This is a genomic window from Shimwellia blattae DSM 4481 = NBRC 105725 (genome assembly GCF_000262305.1).
Lineage (GTDB): Bacteria > Pseudomonadota > Gammaproteobacteria > Enterobacterales > Enterobacteriaceae > Shimwellia > Shimwellia blattae.
Window position 1 is genome coordinate 1506101 of sequence record NC_017910.1, and the last position, 22842, is coordinate 1528942.

At 44.0% G+C, this 22842-nt stretch carries 19 protein-coding genes; 16 read left to right on the plus strand and 3 right to left on the minus strand.

Translation table 11 applies throughout. The features are described 5' to 3' along the window. Positions 1 to 93: 93 nt before the first annotated feature. The 4 genes from alkA to asmA all read left to right on the plus strand — a co-directional run bounded on the left by alkA (position 94) and on the right by asmA (position 4269). The gene (alkA, locus tag EBL_RS06930; RefSeq protein WP_002439950.1) at positions 94 to 936 is read left to right on the plus strand and encodes a DNA-3-methyladenine glycosylase 2; all 843 of its coding nucleotides are present in this window, start codon (positions 94 to 96) and stop codon (positions 934 to 936) included. Positions 937 to 1052: 116 nt separating this feature from the next. Further along, the gene (gene udk / locus EBL_RS06935; RefSeq protein WP_002439951.1) at positions 1053 to 1694 is read left to right on the plus strand and encodes a uridine kinase; all 642 of its coding nucleotides are present in this window, start codon (positions 1053 to 1055) and stop codon (positions 1692 to 1694) included. A 103-nt stretch (positions 1695 to 1797) separates the two neighbouring features. Beyond that, a complete protein-coding gene (gene dcd / locus EBL_RS06940; RefSeq protein WP_002439952.1) occupies positions 1798 to 2379 on the plus strand; it encodes a dCTP deaminase in 582 nt (193 codons plus the stop codon). A 24-nt stretch (positions 2380 to 2403) separates the two neighbouring features. After that, complete coding sequence (gene asmA / locus EBL_RS06945) at positions 2404 to 4269, plus strand: outer membrane assembly protein AsmA (protein WP_002439953.1); 1866 nt, start codon at positions 2404 to 2406, stop codon at positions 4267 to 4269. 54 nt (positions 4270 to 4323) lie between these two features. On the opposite strand, the gene EBL_RS06950 is transcribed toward asmA, so the two are convergent. Continuing rightward, positions 4324 to 5901 carry a TerC family protein gene (locus EBL_RS06950; RefSeq protein WP_002439954.1) on the minus strand — a complete coding sequence of 526 codons (1578 nt, stop codon included), beginning with the start codon at positions 5899 to 5901 and terminating at the stop codon, positions 4324 to 4326. 360 nt (positions 5902 to 6261) lie between these two features. On the opposite strand from EBL_RS06950, the gene galF reads away from it, so the two are divergent. The 12 genes from galF to EBL_RS07010 all read left to right on the plus strand — a co-directional run bounded on the left by galF (position 6262) and on the right by EBL_RS07010 (position 20905). Then, complete coding sequence (gene galF, locus EBL_RS06955) at positions 6262 to 7152, plus strand: UTP--glucose-1-phosphate uridylyltransferase GalF (RefSeq protein ID WP_002439955.1); 891 nt, start codon at positions 6262 to 6264, stop codon at positions 7150 to 7152. 218 nt (positions 7153 to 7370) lie between these two features. Next, positions 7371 to 8138 (plus strand): ABC transporter permease, encoded by a 768-nt coding sequence (locus EBL_RS06960; RefSeq protein ID WP_002439956.1) that lies wholly within the window; start codon positions 7371 to 7373, stop codon positions 8136 to 8138. After that, positions 8138 to 8878 carry an ABC transporter ATP-binding protein gene (locus tag EBL_RS06965; RefSeq protein WP_014715946.1) on the plus strand — a complete coding sequence of 247 codons (741 nt, stop codon included), beginning with the start codon at positions 8138 to 8140 and terminating at the stop codon, positions 8876 to 8878. Before EBL_RS06960 ends, EBL_RS06965 begins: the two co-directional genes overlap by 1 nt. Before the next feature lie 13 nt (positions 8879 to 8891). Further along, positions 8892 to 10793, plus strand: a complete 1902-nt coding sequence (locus EBL_RS06970) for a DUF4422 domain-containing protein (RefSeq protein WP_002439958.1) — start codon at positions 8892 to 8894, stop codon at positions 10791 to 10793. Between the two features lie 17 nt (positions 10794 to 10810). Next, complete coding sequence (gene glf, locus EBL_RS06975; RefSeq protein ID WP_002439959.1) at positions 10811 to 11965, plus strand: UDP-galactopyranose mutase; 1155 nt, start codon at positions 10811 to 10813, stop codon at positions 11963 to 11965. Continuing rightward, positions 11962 to 12858, plus strand: a complete 897-nt coding sequence (locus EBL_RS19725; protein WP_002439960.1) for a glycosyltransferase — start codon at positions 11962 to 11964, stop codon at positions 12856 to 12858. Before glf ends, EBL_RS19725 begins: the two co-directional genes overlap by 4 nt. An 8-nt stretch (positions 12859 to 12866) precedes the next feature. Further along, complete coding sequence (locus EBL_RS06985) at positions 12867 to 14000, plus strand: glycosyltransferase family 4 protein (RefSeq protein ID WP_002439961.1); 1134 nt, start codon at positions 12867 to 12869, stop codon at positions 13998 to 14000. A gap of 228 nt (positions 14001 to 14228) precedes the next feature. After that, the gene (gene gndA, locus EBL_RS06990) at positions 14229 to 15641 is read left to right on the plus strand and encodes an NADP-dependent phosphogluconate dehydrogenase (RefSeq protein ID WP_002439962.1); all 1413 of its coding nucleotides are present in this window, start codon (positions 14229 to 14231) and stop codon (positions 15639 to 15641) included. Positions 15642 to 16089: 448 nt separating this feature from the next. Continuing rightward, a complete protein-coding gene (locus tag EBL_RS06995) occupies positions 16090 to 17202 on the plus strand; it encodes an acyltransferase family protein (RefSeq protein WP_002439963.1) in 1113 nt (370 codons plus the stop codon). Between the two features lie 7 nt (positions 17203 to 17209). After that, positions 17210 to 18187 (plus strand): glycosyltransferase family 2 protein, encoded by a 978-nt coding sequence (locus EBL_RS07000; RefSeq protein WP_002439964.1) that lies wholly within the window; start codon positions 17210 to 17212, stop codon positions 18185 to 18187. Position 18188: 1 nt separating this feature from the next. Next, the gene (locus EBL_RS07005; protein WP_002439965.1) at positions 18189 to 19454 is read left to right on the plus strand and encodes a glycosyltransferase; all 1266 of its coding nucleotides are present in this window, start codon (positions 18189 to 18191) and stop codon (positions 19452 to 19454) included. 101 nt (positions 19455 to 19555) lie between these two features. Further along, positions 19556 to 20905 carry a glycosyltransferase family 2 protein gene (locus tag EBL_RS07010; RefSeq protein ID WP_014715948.1) on the plus strand — a complete coding sequence of 450 codons (1350 nt, stop codon included), beginning with the start codon at positions 19556 to 19558 and terminating at the stop codon, positions 20903 to 20905. 165 nt (positions 20906 to 21070) lie between these two features. On the opposite strand, the gene EBL_RS07015 is transcribed toward EBL_RS07010, so the two are convergent. Both EBL_RS07015 and EBL_RS07020 read right to left on the minus strand, forming a co-directional pair. Then, the gene (locus EBL_RS07015) at positions 21071 to 21382 is read right to left on the minus strand and encodes a hypothetical protein (protein ID WP_002439967.1); all 312 of its coding nucleotides are present in this window, start codon (positions 21380 to 21382) and stop codon (positions 21071 to 21073) included. Between the two features lie 259 nt (positions 21383 to 21641). After that, positions 21642 to 22652, minus strand: a complete 1011-nt coding sequence (locus EBL_RS07020; protein ID WP_002439968.1) for an acyltransferase family protein — start codon at positions 22650 to 22652, stop codon at positions 21642 to 21644. Between the last annotated feature and the right edge of the window lie 190 nt (positions 22653 to 22842).

Here is a 22842-nt window from a genome sequence, read left to right on the forward strand (position 1 = left end):
CCCGGGTCGTAAAGAAGGGGGGCGACTTTAGCGGAATGTCTGCCTGGCGGCAAGCGGTGTGGCCCGGTACGGCGAAGAGAGAAGGAATCGGTAATGTATCAGCTGTACTGGCAACCCCCTTATGACTGGGCGTGGATAGCCGGGTTTCTCGCGGCGCGTACTGTCAGCGGCGTTGACAGCGTCTCTGAGGCGGGATACCAGCGTGCGCTGGCCATCGGCCCCCATCATGGTCTTATCCGTGTGCGGGCCGATGCCGGGCAGCACTGCCTTGTGGTGACACTCAGCCCCTGGCTACTGCCGGTGGCAGACGAGGTGCTGGCGCGGGTGCGTAGGATGTTTGATCTCGACTGCCCGGTCGCCGAGGTGGCGGATGTTCTGGGTGGGCTTGCCCGTCACAGGCCGGGCATCCGCCTGCCCGGGTGTATGGATCCGTTTGAGCAGATTGTCCGCGCCGTGCTCGGGCAACTGGTGAGTGTGGCGATGGCCGCCCGGCTGACCTCCCGGCTGGTGGCGCTGGCGGGCACACCGCTTGAGGATAATCCCGGCTGGTGGCTGTTTCCGACACCGGCGCAACTGGCCGCCATTGATCCTGTGGCCCTGAAAGGGCTGGGGATGCCCCTGGCCCGGGCCCAGTGTCTGGGCCATATTGCCCGGGCCTGTCTTGACGGGGAGTTTCCGCTCCGGGCCCCGGATGATCCCCAGGCGGGCATTAAAGCGCTGACCCGCTACCCCGGTATCGGCCCGTGGACCGCCAGCTATTTTGCCCTGCGGGGATGGCAGTCGGTGGATGTTTTCCTGGCGGATGACTACCTGATCCGTAAACGCTTCCCCGCAATGACCAGTGCGGCTATTCGTAACTATGCCCGGCGCTGGCAGCCGTGGCGCTCTTATGCGCTGTTGCATATCTGGCATCATGATGGCTGGCAGCCGCAGTAATGGCGGGATATTTCTGAAACATTTGACTGGTACTGACTTACGCGGATCCCTATAATTGCCGCGTTTGGTGCCCTAGCGCGCTCTCCTCAATTTTGTTTAATCAGGTCGTTAATTTTATGACTGACAAGTCTCATCAATGCGTCATCATCGGGATCGCCGGTGCTTCAGCTTCAGGGAAAAGTTTAATTGCCAGTACACTCTACCGGGAGTTGCGCGAACAGGTCGGTGATGAACACATTGGTGTTATACCGGAAGATTGCTATTACAAAGACCAGAGCCATTTGTCGATGGAAGAGCGTATAAAAACCAATTACGACCATCCCAATGCTATGGATCACAGTTTGCTGTTTCAGCACCTGCAGATGCTCAAAGCGGGGAAAGCGGTTGAGCGCCCGGTATACAGTTATGTTGAGCATACCCGCACCGCTGAAACGGTACATATCGAGCCGAAAAAGGTGATTATTCTGGAGGGGATCCTGCTGCTGACCGATGCCCGCCTGCGCGAGGAGATGAATTTCTCTATTTTCGTTGATACCCCGCTGGATATTTGCCTGATGCGGCGCATTAAGCGCGATGTGAATGAGCGCGGCCGGTCAATGGATTCGGTTATGGCCCAGTACCAGAAAACCGTGCGCCCGATGTTTTTGCAGTTTATCGACCCGTCTAAACAGTATGCGGACATTATTGTGCCGCGCGGCGGGAAAAACCGCATTGCCATCGATATTCTGAAGGCGAAAATTAGCCAGTTTTTCGAATAACGCTCAACATCCGTGATGGGGGGTTACCATTCGTGGCGGCTGTCTGGTCAACCAGGGCGGGCTGTGGCAAGGTAACGGGCAGAAAAGAGAAAGGAGATCGTTAATGCGTCTTTGCGACCGCGATATTGAAGCATGGCTGGATGATGGCCGTTTATCTATTACACCGCGCCCGCCGGTTGAGCGAATCAATGGCGCCACGGTAGATGTGCGTCTGGGTAATAAATTCCGCACTTTTCGTGGCCATACGGCGGCGTTTATCGACTTAAGCGGCCCGAAGGACGAAGTGAGCGCCGCGCTCGACAGAGTGATGAGTGACGAGATTGTCCTGGCCGATGGCGAGGCCTTTTACCTGCACCCGGGTGAGCTGGCGTTGGCGGTGACGCTGGAGTCTGTCACGCTGCCTGCGGATCTGGTGGGCTGGCTGGACGGGCGTTCGTCCCTTGCCCGGCTCGGGTTAATGGTCCATGTGACCGCTCACCGCATCGATCCCGGCTGGCAGGGCTGCATTGTGCTGGAGTTTTATAACTCCGGTAAGCTGCCGCTCGCGCTGCGCCCGGGAATGATGATAGGTGCCCTGAGCTTTGAGCCGTTATCCGGCCCGGCAGACCGCCCTTATAACCGTCGCCAGGATGCGAAGTATCGCGATCAGCAAGGGGCCGTGGCGAGCCGTATTGATAAAGACTAAGCCTGCCCCGGAGCAGAGGAATTCATGAGACGATTTATAACCACGCTGATGATCCTGCTGGTTGTGCTGGTTGCCGGATTATCTGCACTGGTGTTGTTAGTCAATCCGAATGATTTCCGCGCCTATATGGTGCGCGAAGTGGAGCAGCGCAGCGGTTACCAGCTGACGCTGGACGGCGGATTGCGCTGGCATGTCTGGCCGAAGCTGAGCATTTTATCCGGCCGTATGCAGTTAACCGCCCCGGGGGCATCGCACCCGCTGGTGAGTGCTGAGCATATGCGCCTGGATGTGGCCCTGTGGCCGCTGCTGTCCCATAAGCTGGCGGTTGAGCAGGTGATGCTCAAGCGGGCGGTGATCGAACTGACCCCTGAGACTGAGGCCCGCCGCCCGCAGGGGGCGCCGAAGCAGCCCGGTAATGACCGGGACGATATTCCGCTGGATCTGGGCCGCGGCTGGTCTTTTGATATTGGTAAATTGTCGGTCACCGACAGTTTGCTGGTGTTCCAGCATTCGGACGACGAACAGATAACGGTGCGTGATATTAATCTGCACATGGAGCAGAACGAAAATCACCAGGGCCGCCTCTCTTTCAGCTCGCGGATTAACCGCGATCAGCGCGATCTGACCCTCGCATTTGACGCGGATCTGGACGCCAGCAGCTATCCGCACATTCTGCGCGCCGGTTTTAATAATCTCAGTTACCAGTTCCAGGGGGCAGATCTGCCTACCCAGGGGATCCGTGGTCAGGGGAAAATGCAGCTTACGTGGCTGGAGGCGGATAAACAGCTTTCGGTGACGGATTTTGGCCTGACGGCCAATGACAGTACCCTGAACGGTAATTTTTCAGTCAATCTGGCGGATATCCCCCAGTGGCAGGTGGCCCTCTCTTCACCGCGGCTGAATCTGGATAACCTGCTGGTGACCCATGACGCTGCGCCAGCCAGGAGCGATACCGGTATCGTACCGGCCACCGACAGCACGCCTGGCGTGCTCCCGCGACCGGTCATTTCCGGCGGGCTGGATAATTCTACCGTGTCGGCTCTGAAGGGCTTTAGCGGTAATCTGGCCCTGAACGCCCAGGCGGTTATCTGGCGGGGGCTCTCGTTTAATGAGGTGGCATTCGCGGCGCACAATGAGCAGGGGCTGGCGACGGTTACCCGGCTTGAGGGTCACTCCGGCGAGGGGAGACTCAGCCTGCCTGCCACGCTGGATGCCCGTGGGCCACAGCAGCAGGTTTCCGTGAGCCCGCAGGTGGATAATCTGGAGATTGGCCCGATTCTGACGGCGTTCCATTATCCGCTGGCCCTCTCCGGCCAGGTATCCCTGAAGGGCCACTTCACCGGCAACAGCTTTGATGCTCTGGATTTTCGCCAGCACTGGCAGGGGAGTGCGCAGGTGAGTATGCACAACTCCCGGATGCAGGGCATGAACTTCCAGCAGATGGTTCAGCAGGCGGTGACCCGCAACCGCAGCGATATTAAAGCGCTGAAAAATTATGATGATGCAACCACGCTCAGTATCTTTAGTGCGCAGGCGAACCTTGATGAGGGGGTGCTGACACTCGGCAATATGGCGGGTAAATCTAAAGTGCTGAGCCTGACCGGTAACGGCACGCTGGATCTTAACCAGCAACTGTGTGATTCACAGTTCAGTATCATGGTGACCGGCGGCTGGGAAGGGGACAGCAAACTGGTTGAACGGCTGAAGCAGACGGCGATCCCGCTGCGGGTATATGGCCCGTGGCAGCGGCTGAGCTACAATCTGCAGATTGACCAGCCTCTGCGCCGCCAGCTCCAGGATGAGGCGAAACAGCGCCTTAAAGAGTGGGCGGAACGCAATAAGGGCAGCAAGCACAGTGATGATGTAAAACAACTGCTCGATAAGCTGTAACGCAGGCATCAAACATAAACGCACAAGGCCGGGATATTCCCGGCCTTGTTGTTTTCAGACTTCGTAATCCAGCGCCCGTGTGCTGTGGGGGGAGGTGATGGTCACCTTCTGTACCCGGTGGCTGTCGACCTCGTCGGTGCGGATCCGGTAGCCGCCGATATCGATGGTCTCTCCGGGGCACGGAATATGCTGCAGGTGCTCCATCAGCAGGCCGGCAACCGTGTGGTATTCGCGCTTTTCATCCAGGGGCAGGGGGATTATCTGCACCAGGTCCTCCAGGGGCATATGGCCGTTAACGGTCCAGCTGCCGTCGTGGTTTTTATGGATATCGTAGCGGGCGTCCGTTTCGTCGACCTCATTGGGCAGGTTCCCGGCAATGGTTTCGGTGACGTCGCTGAGCGTAACCAGCCCTTCTACAGAGCCAAATTCATCCGCAACAAAAGCAAAGTGGGTGCGTGCGTGGCGGAACTGCTCCAGGGCGTGCAGCAGCGGTAGCCCTTCAGGAAACACCAGGGGCTGGCGCACCAGGGCCTGCAGATTAAGCGGCTGGTTGTGCAGCAACTGGTGCAGCAAATCGATAACGTGCACCACGCCAATCGGGTTATCTGCCCCTTCGGTGATAACCAGCCGGGTATGCTGATTTTTATCCAGCAGGCTGCGGATGGTCGCGGCTGAGGCATTGAGGTCAATATGCTCAATATCGTGGCGTGAGGTCATAATGCTGCTGACGGTGCGCTGGTTGAGATTCAGCACCCGCTCAATCATCCGCCGCTCCTGGGGGTTAAATACGGTTTTGTTGGCCCCGTCGGCTACCAGCGTGGCGGTTTCAGCCCCCAGCTCGGCCTGCTCCTGGCGGCCACTGAGGAGCCGCATAACCGCTTCTGCCGTGCGCTGGCGTAATGACAGGTTGGCTGTCAGGTAGCGGCGACGGTTGAATATGGCCAGCTGATTAAGCGCTTCGATAATGACCGAGAAGCCGATGGCCGCATACAGGTAACCTTTGGGAATGGCAAAACCAAACCCTTCCGCCACCAGGCTGAAACCTATCATCAGCAGGAAGCTCAGGCAGAGGATAACAATGGTCGGGTGGCTGTTCACAAAGCGGGTGATGGGCTTGCTGGCGAGGATCATCAGCGAGATGGCAATGACCACTGCCGCCATCATGACCGCAAGATGGTCCACCATGCCTACGGCGGTGATAACGGAGTCCAGGGAGAATACCGCATCGAGGATCACTATCTGGGCCACTACCGGCCAGAAGCGCGCCCCCCGGCGCTGAGGGACATTTTCATGGTCCTTCCCCTCCAGCCGCTCGTTGAGCTCCACCGTGGCTTTAAACAGTAAAAACAGCCCCCCGAACAGCATGATCAGATCCCGGGCGCTGAAGGCGAGCTCCCGAAAGTGGATAAGTGGTGTGGTCAGCGTGACCAGCCAGGATATCGAGGCCAGCAGTACCAGGCGCATCAGCATCGCCAGGATTAAACCGGTGATACGGGCCCGATCCCGCAGCCCGGCGGGGAGCTTTTCCGCGAGGATGGCAATAAACACCAGGTTATCAATACCCAGTACCAGTTCAATAACTATCAGAGTAATCAGCCCCACCCAGATTGAGGGGTCAACAAGCCATTCCATACAAAAACGTGGTTACCTTCAGTAAGATGACGAATTTCACACTAATAGGATGGATAAGCAGCGGGGGAAATGCAATTTTTGTCTGGCAGGCGGCGCCAGTAAAAGTGAAATAAACCAGAATCATCCCATTACCCTGGTGCAATATATGAACGGGTAAACTATTTGTGCGCTAATAACCCATGGAATTCTGCGCTTTTACGATAATTCCTGGCTAACTCTGTATCTCTGACCGGTATTTTTCCTGCACCAGACCTTTTGCCCTGGCCGGTGGCGGCGCGATGGGTGTTGTATCGTAAAACCTGCTGGCTTCGGAGCACGAAAAGGCTATAATTCACCAACCATTTTGAGGTGGGATTGAGAATGACTAATTTAAAAGCTGTTATCCCTGTTGCAGGCCTGGGGATGCACATGTTGCCTGCGACCAAGGCAATTCCTAAAGAAATGCTGCCAATCGTCGACAAACCGATGATTCAGTACATCGTAGACGAAATTGTCGCCGCCGGGATCAAAGAGATTGTGCTGGTTACGCACTCATCCAAAAATGCCGTTGAAAACCATTTTGACACCTCTTACGAGCTGGAAGCGCTGCTGGAGCAGCGTGTAAAACGCCAGCTGCTTGCGGAAGTAAAATCCATTTGTCCGCCGGGCGTAACTATCATGAACGTGCGTCAGGGTCATGCGCTGGGTCTTGGGCACTCCATTTTGTGCGCTAAGCCGATTGTTGGCGAGAACCCGTTTGTGGTGGTGCTGCCGGACATTATTCTGGATGACGCAACAGCGGATCCGCTGCGCTATAATCTGGCCGCGATGGTGGCACGCTTTAATGATACGGGCCGCAGCCAGGTGCTGGCGAAACGTATGACCGGTGATCTCTCTGAGTATTCCGTTATCACGACAGATGAAAAGCTGGAAAACGAAGGGCAGGTGGCCCGGATTGTTGATTTCATCGAAAAACCCGATGAGCCGCAGACGCTGGATTCTGACCTGATGGCGGTAGGGCGCTATGTGCTTTCCGCGGATATCTGGGCTGAGCTGGAAAAAGTGCAGCCGGGTGCCTGGGGACGTTATCAGCTGACAGATGCAATTGCGGCGGTGAATCAGTATCATCCGGTGGAAGCGATGCTGATGACCGGGCAAAGTTATGACTGCGGCAAGAAGCTGGGCTATATGCAGGCGTTTGTCCAGTACGGGTTGCGCAACCTGAAAGAAGGGCAGAAGTTCAGGGCGCGGGTTGAGTCGTTGCTGGATTGAGCCGATAATCACGCGCAAAACAGTAGCAGTAGTTAGGGGGGGAACCCCCTGTTTTTTAGGTAATTTATTGATACACGGCACATTTATCACAAGTTAGCGATTTATGTTGGGAATGTTGTGAGAGCATTGGTATCTCTAAGCCAAGGGCGGTAGCGTTGCCATTTCTGTACTGCATAAACTCTGACGGGCAGTGTGGCAAGAATAATGAGCACTTAATAATGAAGTATAATTTAGGCTATTTGGTTGATTTAGTTGTAGTTATCACGAATAAAGAACTTAAGGTTCGGTATAAAAGCAGTTTTTTTGGTTATTTGTGGTCTATCGCAAATCCGCTGCTTTTTGCCATGATCTATTATTTCATTTTTAAACTGGTTATGCGGGTACAGATTCCCAATTACACTGTGTTTTTGATCACTGGCTTATTTCCCTGGCAGTGGTTTGCCAGCTCAGCAACCAACTCATTGTTTTCGTTTATTGCTAATGCGCAGATTATCAAAAAGACAGTTTTTCCGCGCTCGGTGATTCCACTCAGTAACGTAATGATGGAAGGTCTGCATTTTTTGTGCACTATTCCGGTCATCATTGTTTTCCTGTATGTCTATGATATGTCGCCATCTTTCGACTGGTTGTGGGGGGTGCCGCTTATCGCTATTGGTCAAATTATATTCACTTTTGGTGTGTCGTTAATTTTCTCCACGCTTAATTTGTTTTTTCGCGATCTGGAGCGTTTTGTGAGCCTGGGGATTATGCTGATGTTCTACTGCACCCCCATCCTGTATGCCTCCGATATGATTCCGGAAAGCTACGGCTGGATCATCACTTATAATCCCCTGGCGAGTATGATTATTAGCTGGCGTGATCTGTTTATGAATGGTGTGTTAAATTATGAGCACATAGGTATTCTTTATCTTTCAGGGATTATTTTGTTAATCGCTGGTCAATATGTGTTCAATAAGCTGAAATATCGATTTGCAGAGATCTTGTAATGGAACCAGTAATAAAATTTGATAATGTAACAAAGCAGTATCCGCTTTATCATCATATTGGTTCTGGTATTAAGGAGCTGCTTTTTCATCCACGACGCGCATTAAATTTGTTCCGTGGTCGTAAATATATGGCGATTGAGAATATCTCATTTTCTGTCAACAAGGGCGAGGCTGTTGCTCTGATCGGGCGTAATGGCGCAGGGAAAAGCACCTCGCTGGGGCTGGTCGCTGGTGTGATGAAACCAACCAGTGGGACTGTGACTACACATGGACGCATTGCGTCAATGCTGGAGCTTGGCGGTGGTTTTCATCCGGAGCTCACCGGGCGGGAGAATATTTATCTTAATGCCACGTTGCTGGGTCTGCGCCGTAAAGACGTCCAGGCCCGTATTGAGCAGATTATCGAGTTTTCCGAACTGGGTGATTTTATCGATGAACCGATCCGCGTTTATTCCAGTGGTATGCTGGCGAAGCTGGGATTCTCGGTAATTACTCAGGTAGATCCTGATATCTTAATTATTGATGAGGTGCTGGCAGTAGGGGATATTGCGTTCCAGGCTAAATGTCTGAAGACAATTAATGATTTTAAAAGTCGGGGCGTGACGATTCTGTTTGTAAGTCACAATATGAAAGATGTTGAAAAAATTTGTGATCGGGTTGTGTGGATTGAGAACCATCACCTGCGCGAAATTGGCTCTGCTGCAGAAGTTGTAGAAAAATATAAACAAGCCATGGCTTAAATTGAGATTTAACATGAACGATATTAAAATTTATACTTGTCATCACAAGCCAAGCTCCTTTCTTTCTGCAGCAACAATTCACCCGCTACACGTTGGTAAAGCAAATTCACTGAATGACATTGGTTGCCCTGGTGATGATACTGGTGACAATATATCTTTTAAAAATCCGTTCTACTGTGAACTGACTGCACACTATTGGGTATGGAAAAATGAGCATCTGGCCGATTATGTCGGGTTTATGCACTATCGTCGTCATCTGAATTTTTCACCTAAACAGGATTATCCTGAAGACGTCTGGGGGGTTGTTAACTCTCCTGTGATTGATGCCGCTTATGAAGCTAAGTTCGGGCTTAGTGACGAAGTAATTAGTGAAAGTATTAGGGGCTATGACCTGGTTGTCCCCCGTAAATGGTCAGTGACTTCCGCGGGAAGTAAAAATAATTTTGAGCATTACGAAAAAGGTGAATTCCTTCATATTGGTGATTATCAGGCTGCGATTGAGGTCGTTACTGAACTGTATCCCGATTATGCTTCGGCGATAAAAACGTTTAATACGGCAGCAGACGGTTACTATACTAACATGTTTGTAATGAAAAAGAACATGTTCACTGCCTATTCTGAGTGGCTGTTTTCTATATTATCTGTGCTCGAACATCGCATTTCGATGAATAACTATAATGCGCAGGAAAAGCGTGTTATTGGACATATCGCTGAGCGTCTTTTTAATATCTACTTAATTAAGCAACAAGAAGAAAAACAGCTTAAAATAAAAGAGCTGCAGCGTACATTTGTTACTGAAGAAACATTTAATGGTAAGCTAAAACCCGCTTTTAGTGAGAATGCTGCCCCGATAGTTATCAGCTTTGATGATAACTATGCAATCAGTGGCGGCGCGTTGATTAACTCTATCGTCCGGCATGCTGAACCTACTAAAAATTATGATATAGTAGTGCTGGAAAACAGAGTGTCTGCACTAAATAAAAAAAGACTAATGCTTCTGGTTCATGGGTTTTCTAATATAAGTTTACGTTTTTTTGATGTGAATGCATTTAGTGAGATGAACGGTGTACATACTCGTGCGCATTTTAGCGCATCAACCTATGCCCGTTTATTTATTCCACTCCTTTTTCGTGATTTTCCGAAAGTTATTTTTATTGACTCAGATACTGTGGTTAAAACCGATCTTGCTCAGTTAATGGAAATTGAGCTTGGTAATAATCTGGTCGGTGCCGTAAAAGATATTGTAATGGAGGGGTTTGTTAAGTTTGGCGCAATGTCGGAATCCGATGATGGTGTTATGCCAGCAGAGCAGTATCTTAAGTCAACATTAAATATGGATGATCCGGATGCCTATTTTCAGGCCGGTATTATTATTTTTAATATCGCCAAAATGGTTGAAGAAAATACTTTTTCCAGGCTGATGGAAACCATGAAAGCGAAGAAATACTGGTTTCTGGATCAGGATATTATGAATAAAGTATTCTATGATCGGGTTGTATTTCTACCGCCGGAATGGAACGTATATCACGGTAATGGTAATACTGACGATTTTTTTCCTAATTTAAAATTCGCTACTTATATGCGTTTTTTGCAGGCCAGAAGATCGCCTAATATGATCCATTATGCAGGTGAGAATAAACCATGGAATACAGATAAAGTTGATTTTTTTGACGATTTTATGGAAAATATTACAGGCACTCCCTGGGAGAGAATAGTCTATGGGCGTATTCTAACGGAACAGTTAGGCATTACTTCTGATCGGGCTACGAGACCTGTAAAGAATAGAGTGTTGCTTCAAACCAGAATTAAAAATCAGCTTAGACTTTTAGTCAATAAGTATGCTCCGGTTGGTACCTCCCGGCGTAACCTTATTACAAAATGCTATTATAAAGTAAGACGTGCAATTTCCGGATAATGATTTAAGGGCCAGCAATGAACAGAAAGAATATATTAATCGTCGGTGCCGGTTTTTCAGGAGTGGTTATTGGCCGCCAACTTGCGGAGCATGGGCATAAAGTTACCATTATCGATCAGCGCAATCACACTGCTGGTAATGCCTATGATGCGCGTGATAAAGATACTGATGTTATGGTACATATCTATGGCCCGCATATTTTTCACACTGATAATGAGACAGTATGGCAATTTGTAAATAGATTTACAAAAATGATGCCTTATATTAATCGAGTCAAGGCGACGGTTAATGGGCAGGTATTTTCACTGCCGATCAATCTGCACACTATCAATCAATTCTTTGGTAAGACCTGTTCTCCGGACGAAGCAAAAGCCTTAATTGCTGAAAAAGGTGATAGCTCAATTACTGAACCCAAAACCTTTGAGGAGCAGGCTCTGCGATTTATTGGCAAAGAGTTGTATGAAGCCTTCTTCAAAGGTTATACGATTAAGCAGTGGGGTATGCAACCTGCTGAGTTACCGGCTTCTATTTTGAAACGTCTGCCGGTGCGTTTTAATTATGATGATAATTATTTTAATCATAAATTCCAGGGGATGCCTGAGGATGGCTATACTTGCCTGATTAATAGTATTGCTGATCATGAGAATATTACGCTGGAACTTAACCGCAGTTTTAATCATGAGGAGCGCGCCAGTTATGATCATGTTTTCTACAGTGGTCCTCTGGATGCCTTCTTCGGTTATCAACATGGTCGCCTGGGTTACCGTACGTTAGATTTTGAAAAATTTACCTATCAGGGGGATTTCCAGGGTTGTGCGGTAATGAACTATGGTTCAGTGGATGTGCCCTACACTCGAATCACCGAACATAAATACTTCTCTCCGTGGGAGAAGCATGAAGGTTCTGTTTGTTATAAAGAGTACAGCCGATCATGTGGTGAGAATGATATCCCGTATTATCCTATCCGCCAGATGGGTGAGATGGCACTGCTGGATAAATATTTGACGCTTGCAGAGGCTGAGCAAAATATTACTTTTGTTGGGCGTCTGGGGACTTATCGTTATCTTGATATGGACGTGACTATTGCAGAAGCACTAAAAACGGCAGATGACTATCTTAACTCACTGGAAAATAAACAGTCTATGCCGGTGTTCACGGTAAGCGTTCGATGAGATGTACTGCTCTAATTGTAACGTTTAACCGGCTGGAAAAGTTAAAAAAGACGATATCTGAAACGCTGAAGCAACCCTTCAATGATATCGTTATTGTCAATAATGGTTCCACGGATGGAACCTCAGCATGGTTAGACTCTCTGACGGATGAGCGGCTATCACTGCTTAACCTCCGTGTGAACGGTGGTGGTGCGGGGGGCTTTAAAGCAGGGAGTGAATATATTAACCAGCAAATCGATTGTGACTGGGTTGTCTTCTATGATGATGATGCCTATCCTGAAGCGAATATGCTGGAAAATTTTTCCTCCTTTGCTTCGCTGGGACATGAGGTATTTTGTGGTGCTGTTCGGGATCTCAATGCGAATATCTGTGGCATGAATCTTCCGTTTAGTAGAATTCCGGCTACATTCAGTCAAAATGTTGACTATGTACGCCATCCGGAAAGATATCTGCCCGATATGCAACGGGCATCAGTAGTGCAGAGCGTGTCCTTTGTTGGTATGATTATTCGCAGCGATATCTTAAGAAAATATACAAAAGATATTCATTCAGAACTATTTATTTATTTTGATGATTTATATTTTGGCTACCGTTTATCATCTGATGGATGTAGCATTCTTTTTTGCCCTGAACTACGCTTTAGACATGATGTCAGTATTCAGGGGCGATGTATTAATCCTGAGTGGAAGATATATTATCTGATTCGTAATCTTTTTCTTGGTCAGAAATATTTTCCGGATAGACCTGTTTTTAGTTATGGTGCAATTTATCTGCGAATTATTAAATATATAGCACAACTTCCGTTCCAAAAAAATAAATGGCGTTACTTATCATTTTTATGCAAAGGAATTACGCATGGCATAAAAAGAATAAGTGGCAAGCAGCATCAGTGAGCACATAAATGAAAAAATTGTGTTACTTTATTAATTCGGACTGGTATTTTGATTTACACTGGGTCGATCGGGCTATTGCTGCGCGTAATGCTGGTTATGAAATCCACGTGATAAGTCATTTCACTGATGATAGAATAGTAGGTAAATTTGCTAACATTGGATTTCATTGCCATAACCTTCCCATCGAAGCGCAATCTTTTAATCCATTAGTTTTTATTAAAGCATTTCAACGGGCAGTTAAAATTATAAAGAAAATAAACCCTGATCTTATTCATTGCATTACAATTAAACCTTGTCTAATCGGTGGAGTTATTGCCAGACGTGCCAGAAAGCCTGTGGTTATCAGTTTTGTAGGGTTAGGTCGTGTATTCTCTGCACAGGGAATGTTACTGAAATTATTACGTCACATTACTATTCATGCCTACAAATTTATTGCTAACAATAGACACAGCGTATTCATGTTTGAACATGAGCGAGATCGTATCTGCCTGAGTTCTCTGGTTGGTATCAGTCAGGATCGCACTATTGTTATTGACGGTGCAGGTATTGATCCCGAAATTTATAAATACTCACTGGAACAATATAGAGAAACTCCGGTGGTGCTGTTTGCCAGTCGTTTGCTGTGGAGTAAGGGGCTTGGTGATTTGGTAGAAGCAAAAAAACGTCTTCATCAACGTGGTATTCGTTTTACGCTGAATGTGGCAGGCATTCTGGTGGAACATGATAAAGACGCAATCTCTGTCGATGTTGTCGAGCGCTGGCATCAGGATGGGCTGATTAACTGGCTGGGCCGGTCGAATAATGTCTGTAACCTCATTGAAGAGTCTAATATTGTTGCCTTACCATCGGTTTATTCTGAAGGTATTCCGAGAATTCTTCTGGAGGCATCTTCTGTAGGTCGGGCCTGTATTGCTTATGATGTCGGAGGATGTCAAAGCCTGATTATCAATAATGACAATGGGCTTATTGTTAAAAGTAATTCTATAGATGAGTTAACGGAGAAACTAGAATATTTGTTGAGTAATCCTGATGAGCGAATCCGGATGGGGATTCGTGGACGTAAAAGAGTTATCGACAAATTTTCCAGTAAGTTGGTTATTCATAATACCCTCAAAACGTACCATGATGTGGTGAGAGGTTAGGTAGTAAAATTTAGATAAGATTAATTTTTGTCTTTAAATACAGAACACTGTATAAATTACTCATCGTTTAATTAGGTAGTCAGAGAACAAATTAGCTGGTTTATCCTTAACCATTATTCGTCATCAGGCAATAGGTGCACAGAAAATGGCGTTCTTTGTGCTATTATGCTTCAACGCGTTACCGGCCTGTAGGGGGCCGATAATAAACATATCCAACAGGAGTTTGTAATGTCCAAACAGCAAATCGGCGTCGTCGGTATGGCGGTGATGGGGCGCAACCTGGCACTTAACATCGAAAGCCGTGGCTATACCGTATCCGTTTTCAACCGCTCTCGTGAGAAGACTGACGAAGTCATCGCTGAGAACCCGGGCAAAAAACTGGTTCCTTATTATACGGTGCAGGAATTTGTTGAGTCTCTGGAAAAACCACGCCGCATCCTGCTGATGGTGAAAGCGGGCGAGGGTACCGATAAGACTATCGAATCTCTGAAACCTTATCTCGACAAAGGCGATATCCTGATCGATGGCGGCAACACCTTCTTCCAGGACACTATTCGCCGTAATCGTGAACTGTCTGCAGAAGGTTTCAACTTCATCGGCACGGGTGTTTCTGGTGGTGAAGAAGGTGCACTTAAAGGTCCTTCTATCATGCCTGGTGGGCAGAAAGAGGCCTATGAACTGGTCGCACCGATTCTGAAACAGATTGCGGCGGTTGCTGAAGATGGTGAGCCTTGCGTGGCTTACATTGGTAATGATGGCGCTGGCCACTATGTGAAAATGGTGCATAACGGCATCGAATATGGCGATATGCAGCTGATTGCTGAGGCCTACTCCCTGCTGAAACATGGCCTGAATCTGACCAACGAAGAGCTGGCTGCCACCTTCACCGAGTGGAACAAAGGCGAGCTGAGTAGCTACCTTATCGACATCACCAAAGATATCTTCACTAAAAAAGATGAAGAAGGTAAATACCTGGTTGATGTGATTCTGGACGAAGCCGCGAACAAAGGTACCGGTAAGTGGACCAGCCAGAGCTCCCTGGATCTTGGTGAGCCTCTGTCCCTGATCACTGAGTCTGTATTTGCCCGCTATATCTCCTCCCTGAAAGATCAGCGCGTTGCGGCCTCAAAAGTGCTGACTGGCCCACAGGCTAAGCCGTTTGCCGGAGATAAAGCTGAATTTGTTGAGAAGGTTCGTCGTGCCCTGTATCTGGGCAAAATCGTCTCTTATGCTCAGGGCTTCTCTCAGCTGCGTGCGGCTTCTGAGGAGTACAACTGGGATCTGAACTACGGTGAAATCGCGAAGATTTTCCGCGCTGGCTGCATTATTCGCGCCCAGTTCCTGCAGAAAATCACCGATGCCTACGCAGAAAATAAAGCCATCGCGAACCTGCTGCTGGCGCCATATTTCAAAAAAGCGGCTGATGAATACCAGCAGGCGCTGCGTGACGTGGTTGCGTATGCGGTACAAAATGGTATCCCGACCCCGACGTTTTCTGCGGCCATCTCTTACTATGACAGCTACCGTTCTGCGGTTCTGCCGGCGAACCTGATCCAGGCTCAGCGTGATTACTTTGGTGCACATACTTATAAGCGTGTTGATAAACCAGGTGTATTTCATACAGAGTGGTTAAGTTCATAAGAGTAATGTAATAAAAAAAACAGGCCATCTTATGATGGCCTGTTTTAAATCGCATCTCAAGCTGTGAATGATTGACGCTATAAGCGTTATAGCCTGAAAACGTTCATATCGAAACATTTATGCTTACTTAGATAAGCACTAGGAAGTAAATTGATATGAGGCGTTACAGATGTTCATCGCATGTATACTTACGTTGTAAAGACCATACAGTTTGGCCGTCAAAGCTCCGATTTAATATCTCTAAAAGATAAGTTACTATAGAGGCTATCTAAAAAGTTACAGTATCATTAAAATTAATTCATATGTGATGCTTTATTTTAGGGGGAATTTTGACTTCATTCACCATGATGTATTCTGGTTCTATTTTTGTATTTTATTTTCTGTCTTATTTGTGAAATTTACAAGGTGGTTAGCATTTTAATTATTTTGGATTAATTTATTAATTATTATGAAAAAAATAGATTATTTAGAAGGGTTGCGAGGAATATGCTGCTTTATCGTGATAATTGATCATTGTATCAATTTCTATAAACCAGATATAAGATTTACAGGTATGTCTGGAGTTGGAGGCGAATTTCGCAGACTCATTGCCTGGACGCCATTAAATATTATCTATAGTGGGATTGCTCCTGTTTGTATTTTTTTTATTTTAAGTGGTTTTGTTTTATCATTAAAATTTAATCAATCACATGATAATAAAATTATTTTCTCAGGCGTAGTGAAGCGTTATCCTAGATTAATATTACCAATACTTGCATCAATGATAATAATGTATTGTGTTTATTTTCTATTATACCATTATACCGGGTATAATATGAACTTGACTTTTTGGGAGGCCATTACACAAGCATTATATTTTGCACCATTTGAACATACAGCATTGACTAATTATGCATTATGGACCATTTCCTATGAGATGTATGGTTCTTTTCTCGTTTTTGCTTTACTTTCTTTTTTTGGGAGTCATAAGTATAGAATTTTATTCTATTCTATAGTGTTTCTTTTCTTATATATAAATAATTCCTTCTATTCGCTATTTGTTTTTGGCATGATCTTAAGCGATATGTTTGTTCATGGTAAATGTTCATTTACGGCGTATGCTCGTATCATTTTCCTGGTGCTCGGTATCATTTTTGTAACTACGCCATATCAGCGAGATGGCGTAGAACTATATAGAGGCATGTACTCCTATATTTCTTATTTTGATGGCGTAGAATACAAGACTTTGTATCAGTTATTTATGCTAACAGGAAGCATGCTTCTTTTTTGTTCTTTATGTGGATCTAATATTGCTGAGCTGATTCTTAATAAAAAACCATTCCAGTATCTTGGGAAAATATCTTTCCCACTGTATGTAATGCATGCAACCATATTGACTGTAGTAACGTGGGTACTAAAAAACACTGTATCTGAAGTTTCCTTAACTAACTTCCTGGTTACATTTTTTGGTACAGTGGTTCTATGTTTTATGATTTCATCATTATTTGAAAAATATATAGACGTCCCTGCGATAAAAATTTCCAGTAAGCTGTCAAAAAAATTAAGTGAAAAATATTTTTGAGGTTCCTATGGCTTCACAAGAAGTTAAATTATCTATAATTATACCAGCTTATAATGCCAGTAAAAGTATTGGTAGAACGCTGTTATCCTTTTCATCTGCAATTACTTGTAGTTATGAAGTTATTATTGTTGACGATTGTTCAACTGATAATACAGTTGAAGTTATTAGTAATTATGCAGAGTTACATCAGAACATCCACGTTATATCTCTGCCTGTGAATAGTGGCCCTGGTGTTGCTCGAGATGAGGGGCTTAAGCATGCTATTGGCGAGTATATTTTATTTTTCGATAGCGATGATTTGATGCGTAGAAATGCGGTTGACCGTACAATTGCTTTTCTTGATAAAAATAATATTGATGTTGCAGTGTTACGATACGCTATAATGTTTGGTAAAGAGAAAAAAGATATTGGCATGTGGGAACGTGATAGCCAAATCTATATGGAGGTTCAAAATAAATTTGGATTAATATTTGAACCAGCTAAATTTCCTTATTTTCTGACGGTCACAAATTATCCATGGACCAAAATATGTAGAGCAGATTTCTTGCGTTCAAATAATATTGAGTTTGGTAGGTTGCGATTGCATGAGGATATTCTTCCTCATTGGATGATATTAATGAACGCCAAAAAAATATATGTTTCTACTGATGTAATTTGCGATTATATATTTGATCCTGATGGTGGAAATATAACAAATAATAAAAGCGCATTACGCTTGCAGTGTGTTGATGCTGCTAATGTGCTCTATAGTACTTTACAAAGTAAACCCATATATAAGCCTTACTTGTTTGAATTTTGGAAATTTGCAGCCTGCTTATTAGATTGGGCAAAAGATGTGATTGATACATCTTATAAACAGCAACTACTATCTTCAATACAGAATATATTTTTAAAAATATCATTCGAAGAGTTGCAACGAATTTATCATACAGATAAAGATACGTATTCCGTCATATATAAATTTATTCTGAATAAAGGATTCTAATATGTCCCCGAAATTATCTATTATTATTACGTCATATAATATTGAAAAATATATAGGGGATAGTATTCAGAATGTAATAGATCAAACAATTTCAGATATTGAGATTATTATCGTTGATGATGGCTCCAGTGATAAAACTTGCGATATTATACGTGAGTATGCTGCTAAAGATAATCGGATTGTACCTATTCTAATGGGAGAGAATTCGCCAGGTGGAGTCGCAACTCCAGCTAATATAGGTATTGAAGCGGCTACTGGTGATTATATCGGGTTTGCCGATGGTGATGATTTGTATGACCCTACAATGTTTGAAAAACTCTATTTATCAGCAGAAATAAATAGTGCTGATATTGCTATGTGTAATTTTATGGAGTTTGAATCAGAGTCTGGGTTAAAAAATGCCCCTTTCGAGCCCGGATGGAATAAATTATCAGGTATATCATCTTTAGATATTCGTTCATCAGATAATAAGAAGATGGTTCTTGATTTACTACCAGTTCCATGGCGGAAAATATATAAAAGAGAGTTACTGGTTAACAATCACTTACTATTTCCTGTTGGTGACTATTTTTTTGAAGATAATGGTTTTCATTGGTTTACAACATTAAATGCTAATCGGGTTAGTTTTGTTGATGAGATTCTCTGTTTTCATCGACGTAATAGAGTCGGTCAGACTATGTCTGCCGGAGGTGAGCGTTTATTAGGAGTTTTTCATCAACATGAAGTTATCTATAACTATTTAGTTGAAAAGAAATTAGTTTCGGAATATCGTGATTACTCACTAAATTGGTTGATAGGTCATTTGTCGTGGGTTCAACAAGAACTGAACCCAAAATTCTCACATCAATTCTATCAGATTATGATCTCACATATTAGTAAATATACTCAAGATGAGGTCAGGAAGTATCTTGCTAGTAAATATTATGATCGTAAAAGTATAGAGCTAGTAGTTTGCTTACTTAGGAAGGATGAAAAATTCTTCATTGAAATAATGAATGGTAAGCAGTCATTATCTATAAAACAAAAGATTATATTTAACTACTATAAACTTGGTATGGTTGATTTTATATTAATGTCTATAAGACATTTGGTTTATAAAGTTAAGGGAGGGATTAAATATAAACATGTATCAAATAATGAGCTTAGAAATTTATTATGGCAAAGTAATGAAAGAATAGAAAGATTAAATTCAAAAATTAATGATTTGGAAAGAATTATTGAAACCGGTTTTATTCTGACAGAGTCAAAACTAAACAACAAAAAATAATATATCTGGCTGCCGGAAGAATGCTCTCTTCACGGCAGATAATTTTATATATTAGTTAAATAGCCTACATTTAAATCTACACTGCATCAGGATAAATGAATATGAATAACATACAACCTGCGGTTAGTGTTGTTATACCTATTTATAATGCAGCATCTTACTTCCCTACTGTATTATCTAGAATATTAGAACAAACACTAGCCAATATTGAAATAATAATTGTTGATGATCATTCATCTGATACTACTTTAGATATGATTGGTGAGTATGCTAAATATGATTCGAGAATTATTATTTTAAGTAACGATAATAATAATGGGGCAGGTGAATCACGGAATAAAGGGCTTCAGATAGCTACAGGCGAGTATATAATTTTTCTGGATGATGATGATCTCATTGCTGTCAACATGTTAGAGAAATTATATGCTACTGCATCAGCATGTAATGCTGATATTGCTGTTTGTCGATCACAATTTATTGACTGGAATACAAGAAAAGTTACAGATACTCCATGGACTATTAGAGATGATTTATTACCATCAAAGTCGGTTTTTTCGGGGGGGGAGATAGAATCAGATTTCTTTCGGGCTTTTGTATGGTGGCCATGGGATAAGTTGTATCGCCGTGAAAGAATAATTTCTAGTGGAATTTTCTTTCAGGAAATAAGAACAAGTAATGATCTTTTCTTTACTGTTACTCAGATGCTCATGGCTAACCGAATAACTATTGTTTCTGATATTCTGATTGAACATGTGGTAAATAGAGCATGTTCTTTGGAAAATACACGAAATATCTCATGGCGATGTGCTATTGATGCTTTAGAGAAAGTTCGACTTTTTCTAGAGGAATATTCATTATACCCCAGGCGAAGAAAAGATTTTGTAAATTATGCACTCTCTTTTTTAAAATGGAATATTGATACCCTATCTGGTGATGCTTACAAATTATTTTATGATTGTTCCAGAGAAACTATCGCTGCATATAAAATTGATAAAAATGAACTCTATGAACAAGAGCTTGTTATCTTTCTTGATGACTTACTACAATTAAATTATTTTGAATATTTAATTAAGCTACGTGATTTTCTTTCGAAAAAATGTGGGTTGTTTGAAGGGGAATTAAATGATGTAAATGATGCACTGAAAGTTTCGAATGAAAATATAGAGAGGCTACATGATAATTTGAATAGTATCAATGAGCTACTTTCTTCGAAAGAGAACGATATCGAAATATTGAGATTATCCTTGGATACAGAGAAAAATAAAAATCATATTCTTCTATCATCATTGTCCACAGAAGAAAAAAAGAATGATATATTAAAGTTATCACTGGATTCGGAAATTAGAAAAAATACAATACTTCACGATCAAATTGAAGAGTATAAAGTACATATTAGAGATATAATGACGTCAAAAACCTGGCGTTATACTAAAGTCTTCAGAAGAAAATAATTTTGAAAACTAATGCAAATATGAATGAATGTCGTTCCTAACCTGAATGCGGTGCGATGTTATGAGAATATCGCTTTTATCGGCAGTAGGTTTACCGTTATTCTTAAATAGACTGTTATCGCGCTTACTTTTTGAAACTTTCTGATTTTCAGCCATTAGCTATCATTATAAATGATGCTGTATGCCACTATTCCCACTGTAATCATCCCTGCAAAGTGAACCATTCTCTTTTAGAGATCTTCCGACATACTGATTATGTCCTCCAGAGGAGATCGCCATGCGTAAAGCCTGACTCACCGAACACCAGATCATGCCGTTCTGAAGTCCGTCGAAGCCGGATGTACTGTCAGGGATGCGGTAAGTGTCAACGGAGTTATCACCCCTGACGTTTATTATGCTGCCTGCTTTTCCCGCTCCGGATTCAGCCTGTTTAAGAATCGCGATGATCTGGCTGTCGGTAAAACGTGATCGTTTCATAGAAATCCTCCTGCATCAGGTTAGGAGAAAATTCCACTTATGCCTGCACCGGTTTTTCGGGAGGATTACCCCCCCTCAGGATGATTTTTCAGACAGGGTGACAACTATTCTGACATTGAGGACTCAGCCCAGAATAGTTTGAAAACCAGAACCTCGCTTAGAGCTGTGCCCACATTACGTGGGTAGGATCATGGCCACTGAACTTCGGATGATAGAATCCCTCTTTATCTAGATTTATACTTACATCGAGTTCTTTGATTTACTTAAATAGACTAGCTATCCGTTGTTTAAGATAACGATAAAGATAGTCATCAACGAATCTGGCATATAAAAATGCGATCAAAATAGCACTTGAGGATGCCAGAATTAGAGATAGATAATTTTGTGGTAAGACAGAAAGAAAACCAGACACGATAATTGATTCGTGTAGTAAGTATAGCGGAAAGCTGATATATCCTAAGAAGGAAAAAAAAGATGATGATAGTATTTTAGTGATATATGATCCTTCAGGAAGAAAATCTGTAAATAAGAGAGGGATAAAAGCAATGAGTAGGAAAAAGTCTAAGCGACTTTTATTCAATGCATAGATTCCTGTTAGGCAGATAATTCCGCAAAATGTGATAAATATAAGGCTATATTTTTCACGAATAAAGGTTATTGCCATGTTATTTTTTGTGAGTTGGTAGCAAATAGATCCTATTAGCATTGAAAGAGCTGCAGTGGAGAAGGTCGGGGGGATACCGCTTTTATTCTTCAGATAAAGTACAATAAATGACATTGCAGCGATAATTATTTTAATGCTCAAACTTAACCGGGTAAAAATCAGCGGAATAAGTAAGGATGCCCAAAATTCAATGCTAATACTCCATGATGGCTCATTGATAAGCTGAAAAGAATAACTGGTAACTCCATGGAGAAATAATATGTTTTTTATGTACGTGGAGATCATGAATATATCTGGGCTGGATACATATCCTCCATGGCGTTTATTATATAAATATACTAAAACCATCAAAGTGGTTGATATAACATGTAATGGCCACAGTCGGGCTAATCGGGTTAGCAGATATTTTATAAAGTTTCCGCCGGAATGAGCGTGAGTTAATACAAAACCACTCATCATAAAAAAGTAAACCACACAAAGATAAGCGCCACTGAATGGACGAACCAGTGGCCATCCCATAAGGCTACCAAACATATGACTGAGCATAACCATTACAGCTAACACACCGCGAATGCCATCGAGAGCAGTAAATCTTAAAGTAGACAAATCATAAACCTTCTACAGTGACGCTAAAAAAGACAGGCAGTATATTATCAGTAGAAACATCTATAATACATTTTATATTTATGTGATTTAATTTGAGAAACTCACAAAAATAATTGACTTTTTATGTCACATGTGAAAATGGTTTTTTTAGTGGTTATAATTTAACCTTTTTATATGAAAAAGAGTCCTG

Bases quoted from the DNA above. Each gene is read 5' to 3' on its own strand.
- EBL_RS06970 (WP_002439958.1), top strand. From the start codon at position 8,892: ATGAACGATATTAAAATTTATACTTGTCATCACAAGCCAAGCTCCTTT.
- EBL_RS07010 (WP_014715948.1), top strand. From the start codon at position 19,556: ATGAATAACATACAACCTGCGGTTAGTGTTGTTATACCTATTTATAAT.
- gndA (WP_002439962.1), top strand. From the start codon at position 14,229: ATGTCCAAACAGCAAATCGGCGTCGTCGGTATGGCGGTGATGGGGCGC.
- alkA (WP_002439950.1), top strand. From the start codon at position 94: ATGTATCAGCTGTACTGGCAACCCCCTTATGACTGGGCGTGGATAGCC.
- EBL_RS06960 (WP_002439956.1), top strand. From the start codon at position 7,371: ATGAAGTATAATTTAGGCTATTTGGTTGATTTAGTTGTAGTTATCACG.
- EBL_RS06985 (WP_002439961.1), top strand. From the start codon at position 12,867: ATGAAAAAATTGTGTTACTTTATTAATTCGGACTGGTATTTTGATTTA.
- EBL_RS06950 (WP_002439954.1), bottom strand. From the start codon at position 5,901: ATGGAATGGCTTGTTGACCCCTCAATCTGGGTGGGGCTGATTACTCTG.
- dcd (WP_002439952.1), top strand. From the start codon at position 1,798: ATGCGTCTTTGCGACCGCGATATTGAAGCATGGCTGGATGATGGCCGT.
- EBL_RS07015 (WP_002439967.1), bottom strand. From the start codon at position 21,382: ATGAAACGATCACGTTTTACCGACAGCCAGATCATCGCGATTCTTAAA.
- EBL_RS07000 (WP_002439964.1), top strand. From the start codon at position 17,210: ATGGCTTCACAAGAAGTTAAATTATCTATAATTATACCAGCTTATAAT.
- glf (WP_002439959.1), top strand. From the start codon at position 10,811: ATGAACAGAAAGAATATATTAATCGTCGGTGCCGGTTTTTCAGGAGTG.
- EBL_RS06965 (WP_014715946.1), top strand. From the start codon at position 8,138: ATGGAACCAGTAATAAAATTTGATAATGTAACAAAGCAGTATCCGCTT.
- asmA (WP_002439953.1), top strand. From the start codon at position 2,404: ATGAGACGATTTATAACCACGCTGATGATCCTGCTGGTTGTGCTGGTT.
- udk (WP_002439951.1), top strand. From the start codon at position 1,053: ATGACTGACAAGTCTCATCAATGCGTCATCATCGGGATCGCCGGTGCT.
- EBL_RS19725 (WP_002439960.1), top strand. From the start codon at position 11,962: ATGAGATGTACTGCTCTAATTGTAACGTTTAACCGGCTGGAAAAGTTA.
- EBL_RS06995 (WP_002439963.1), top strand. From the start codon at position 16,090: ATGAAAAAAATAGATTATTTAGAAGGGTTGCGAGGAATATGCTGCTTT.
- EBL_RS07005 (WP_002439965.1), top strand. From the start codon at position 18,189: ATGTCCCCGAAATTATCTATTATTATTACGTCATATAATATTGAAAAA.
- galF (WP_002439955.1), top strand. From the start codon at position 6,262: ATGACTAATTTAAAAGCTGTTATCCCTGTTGCAGGCCTGGGGATGCAC.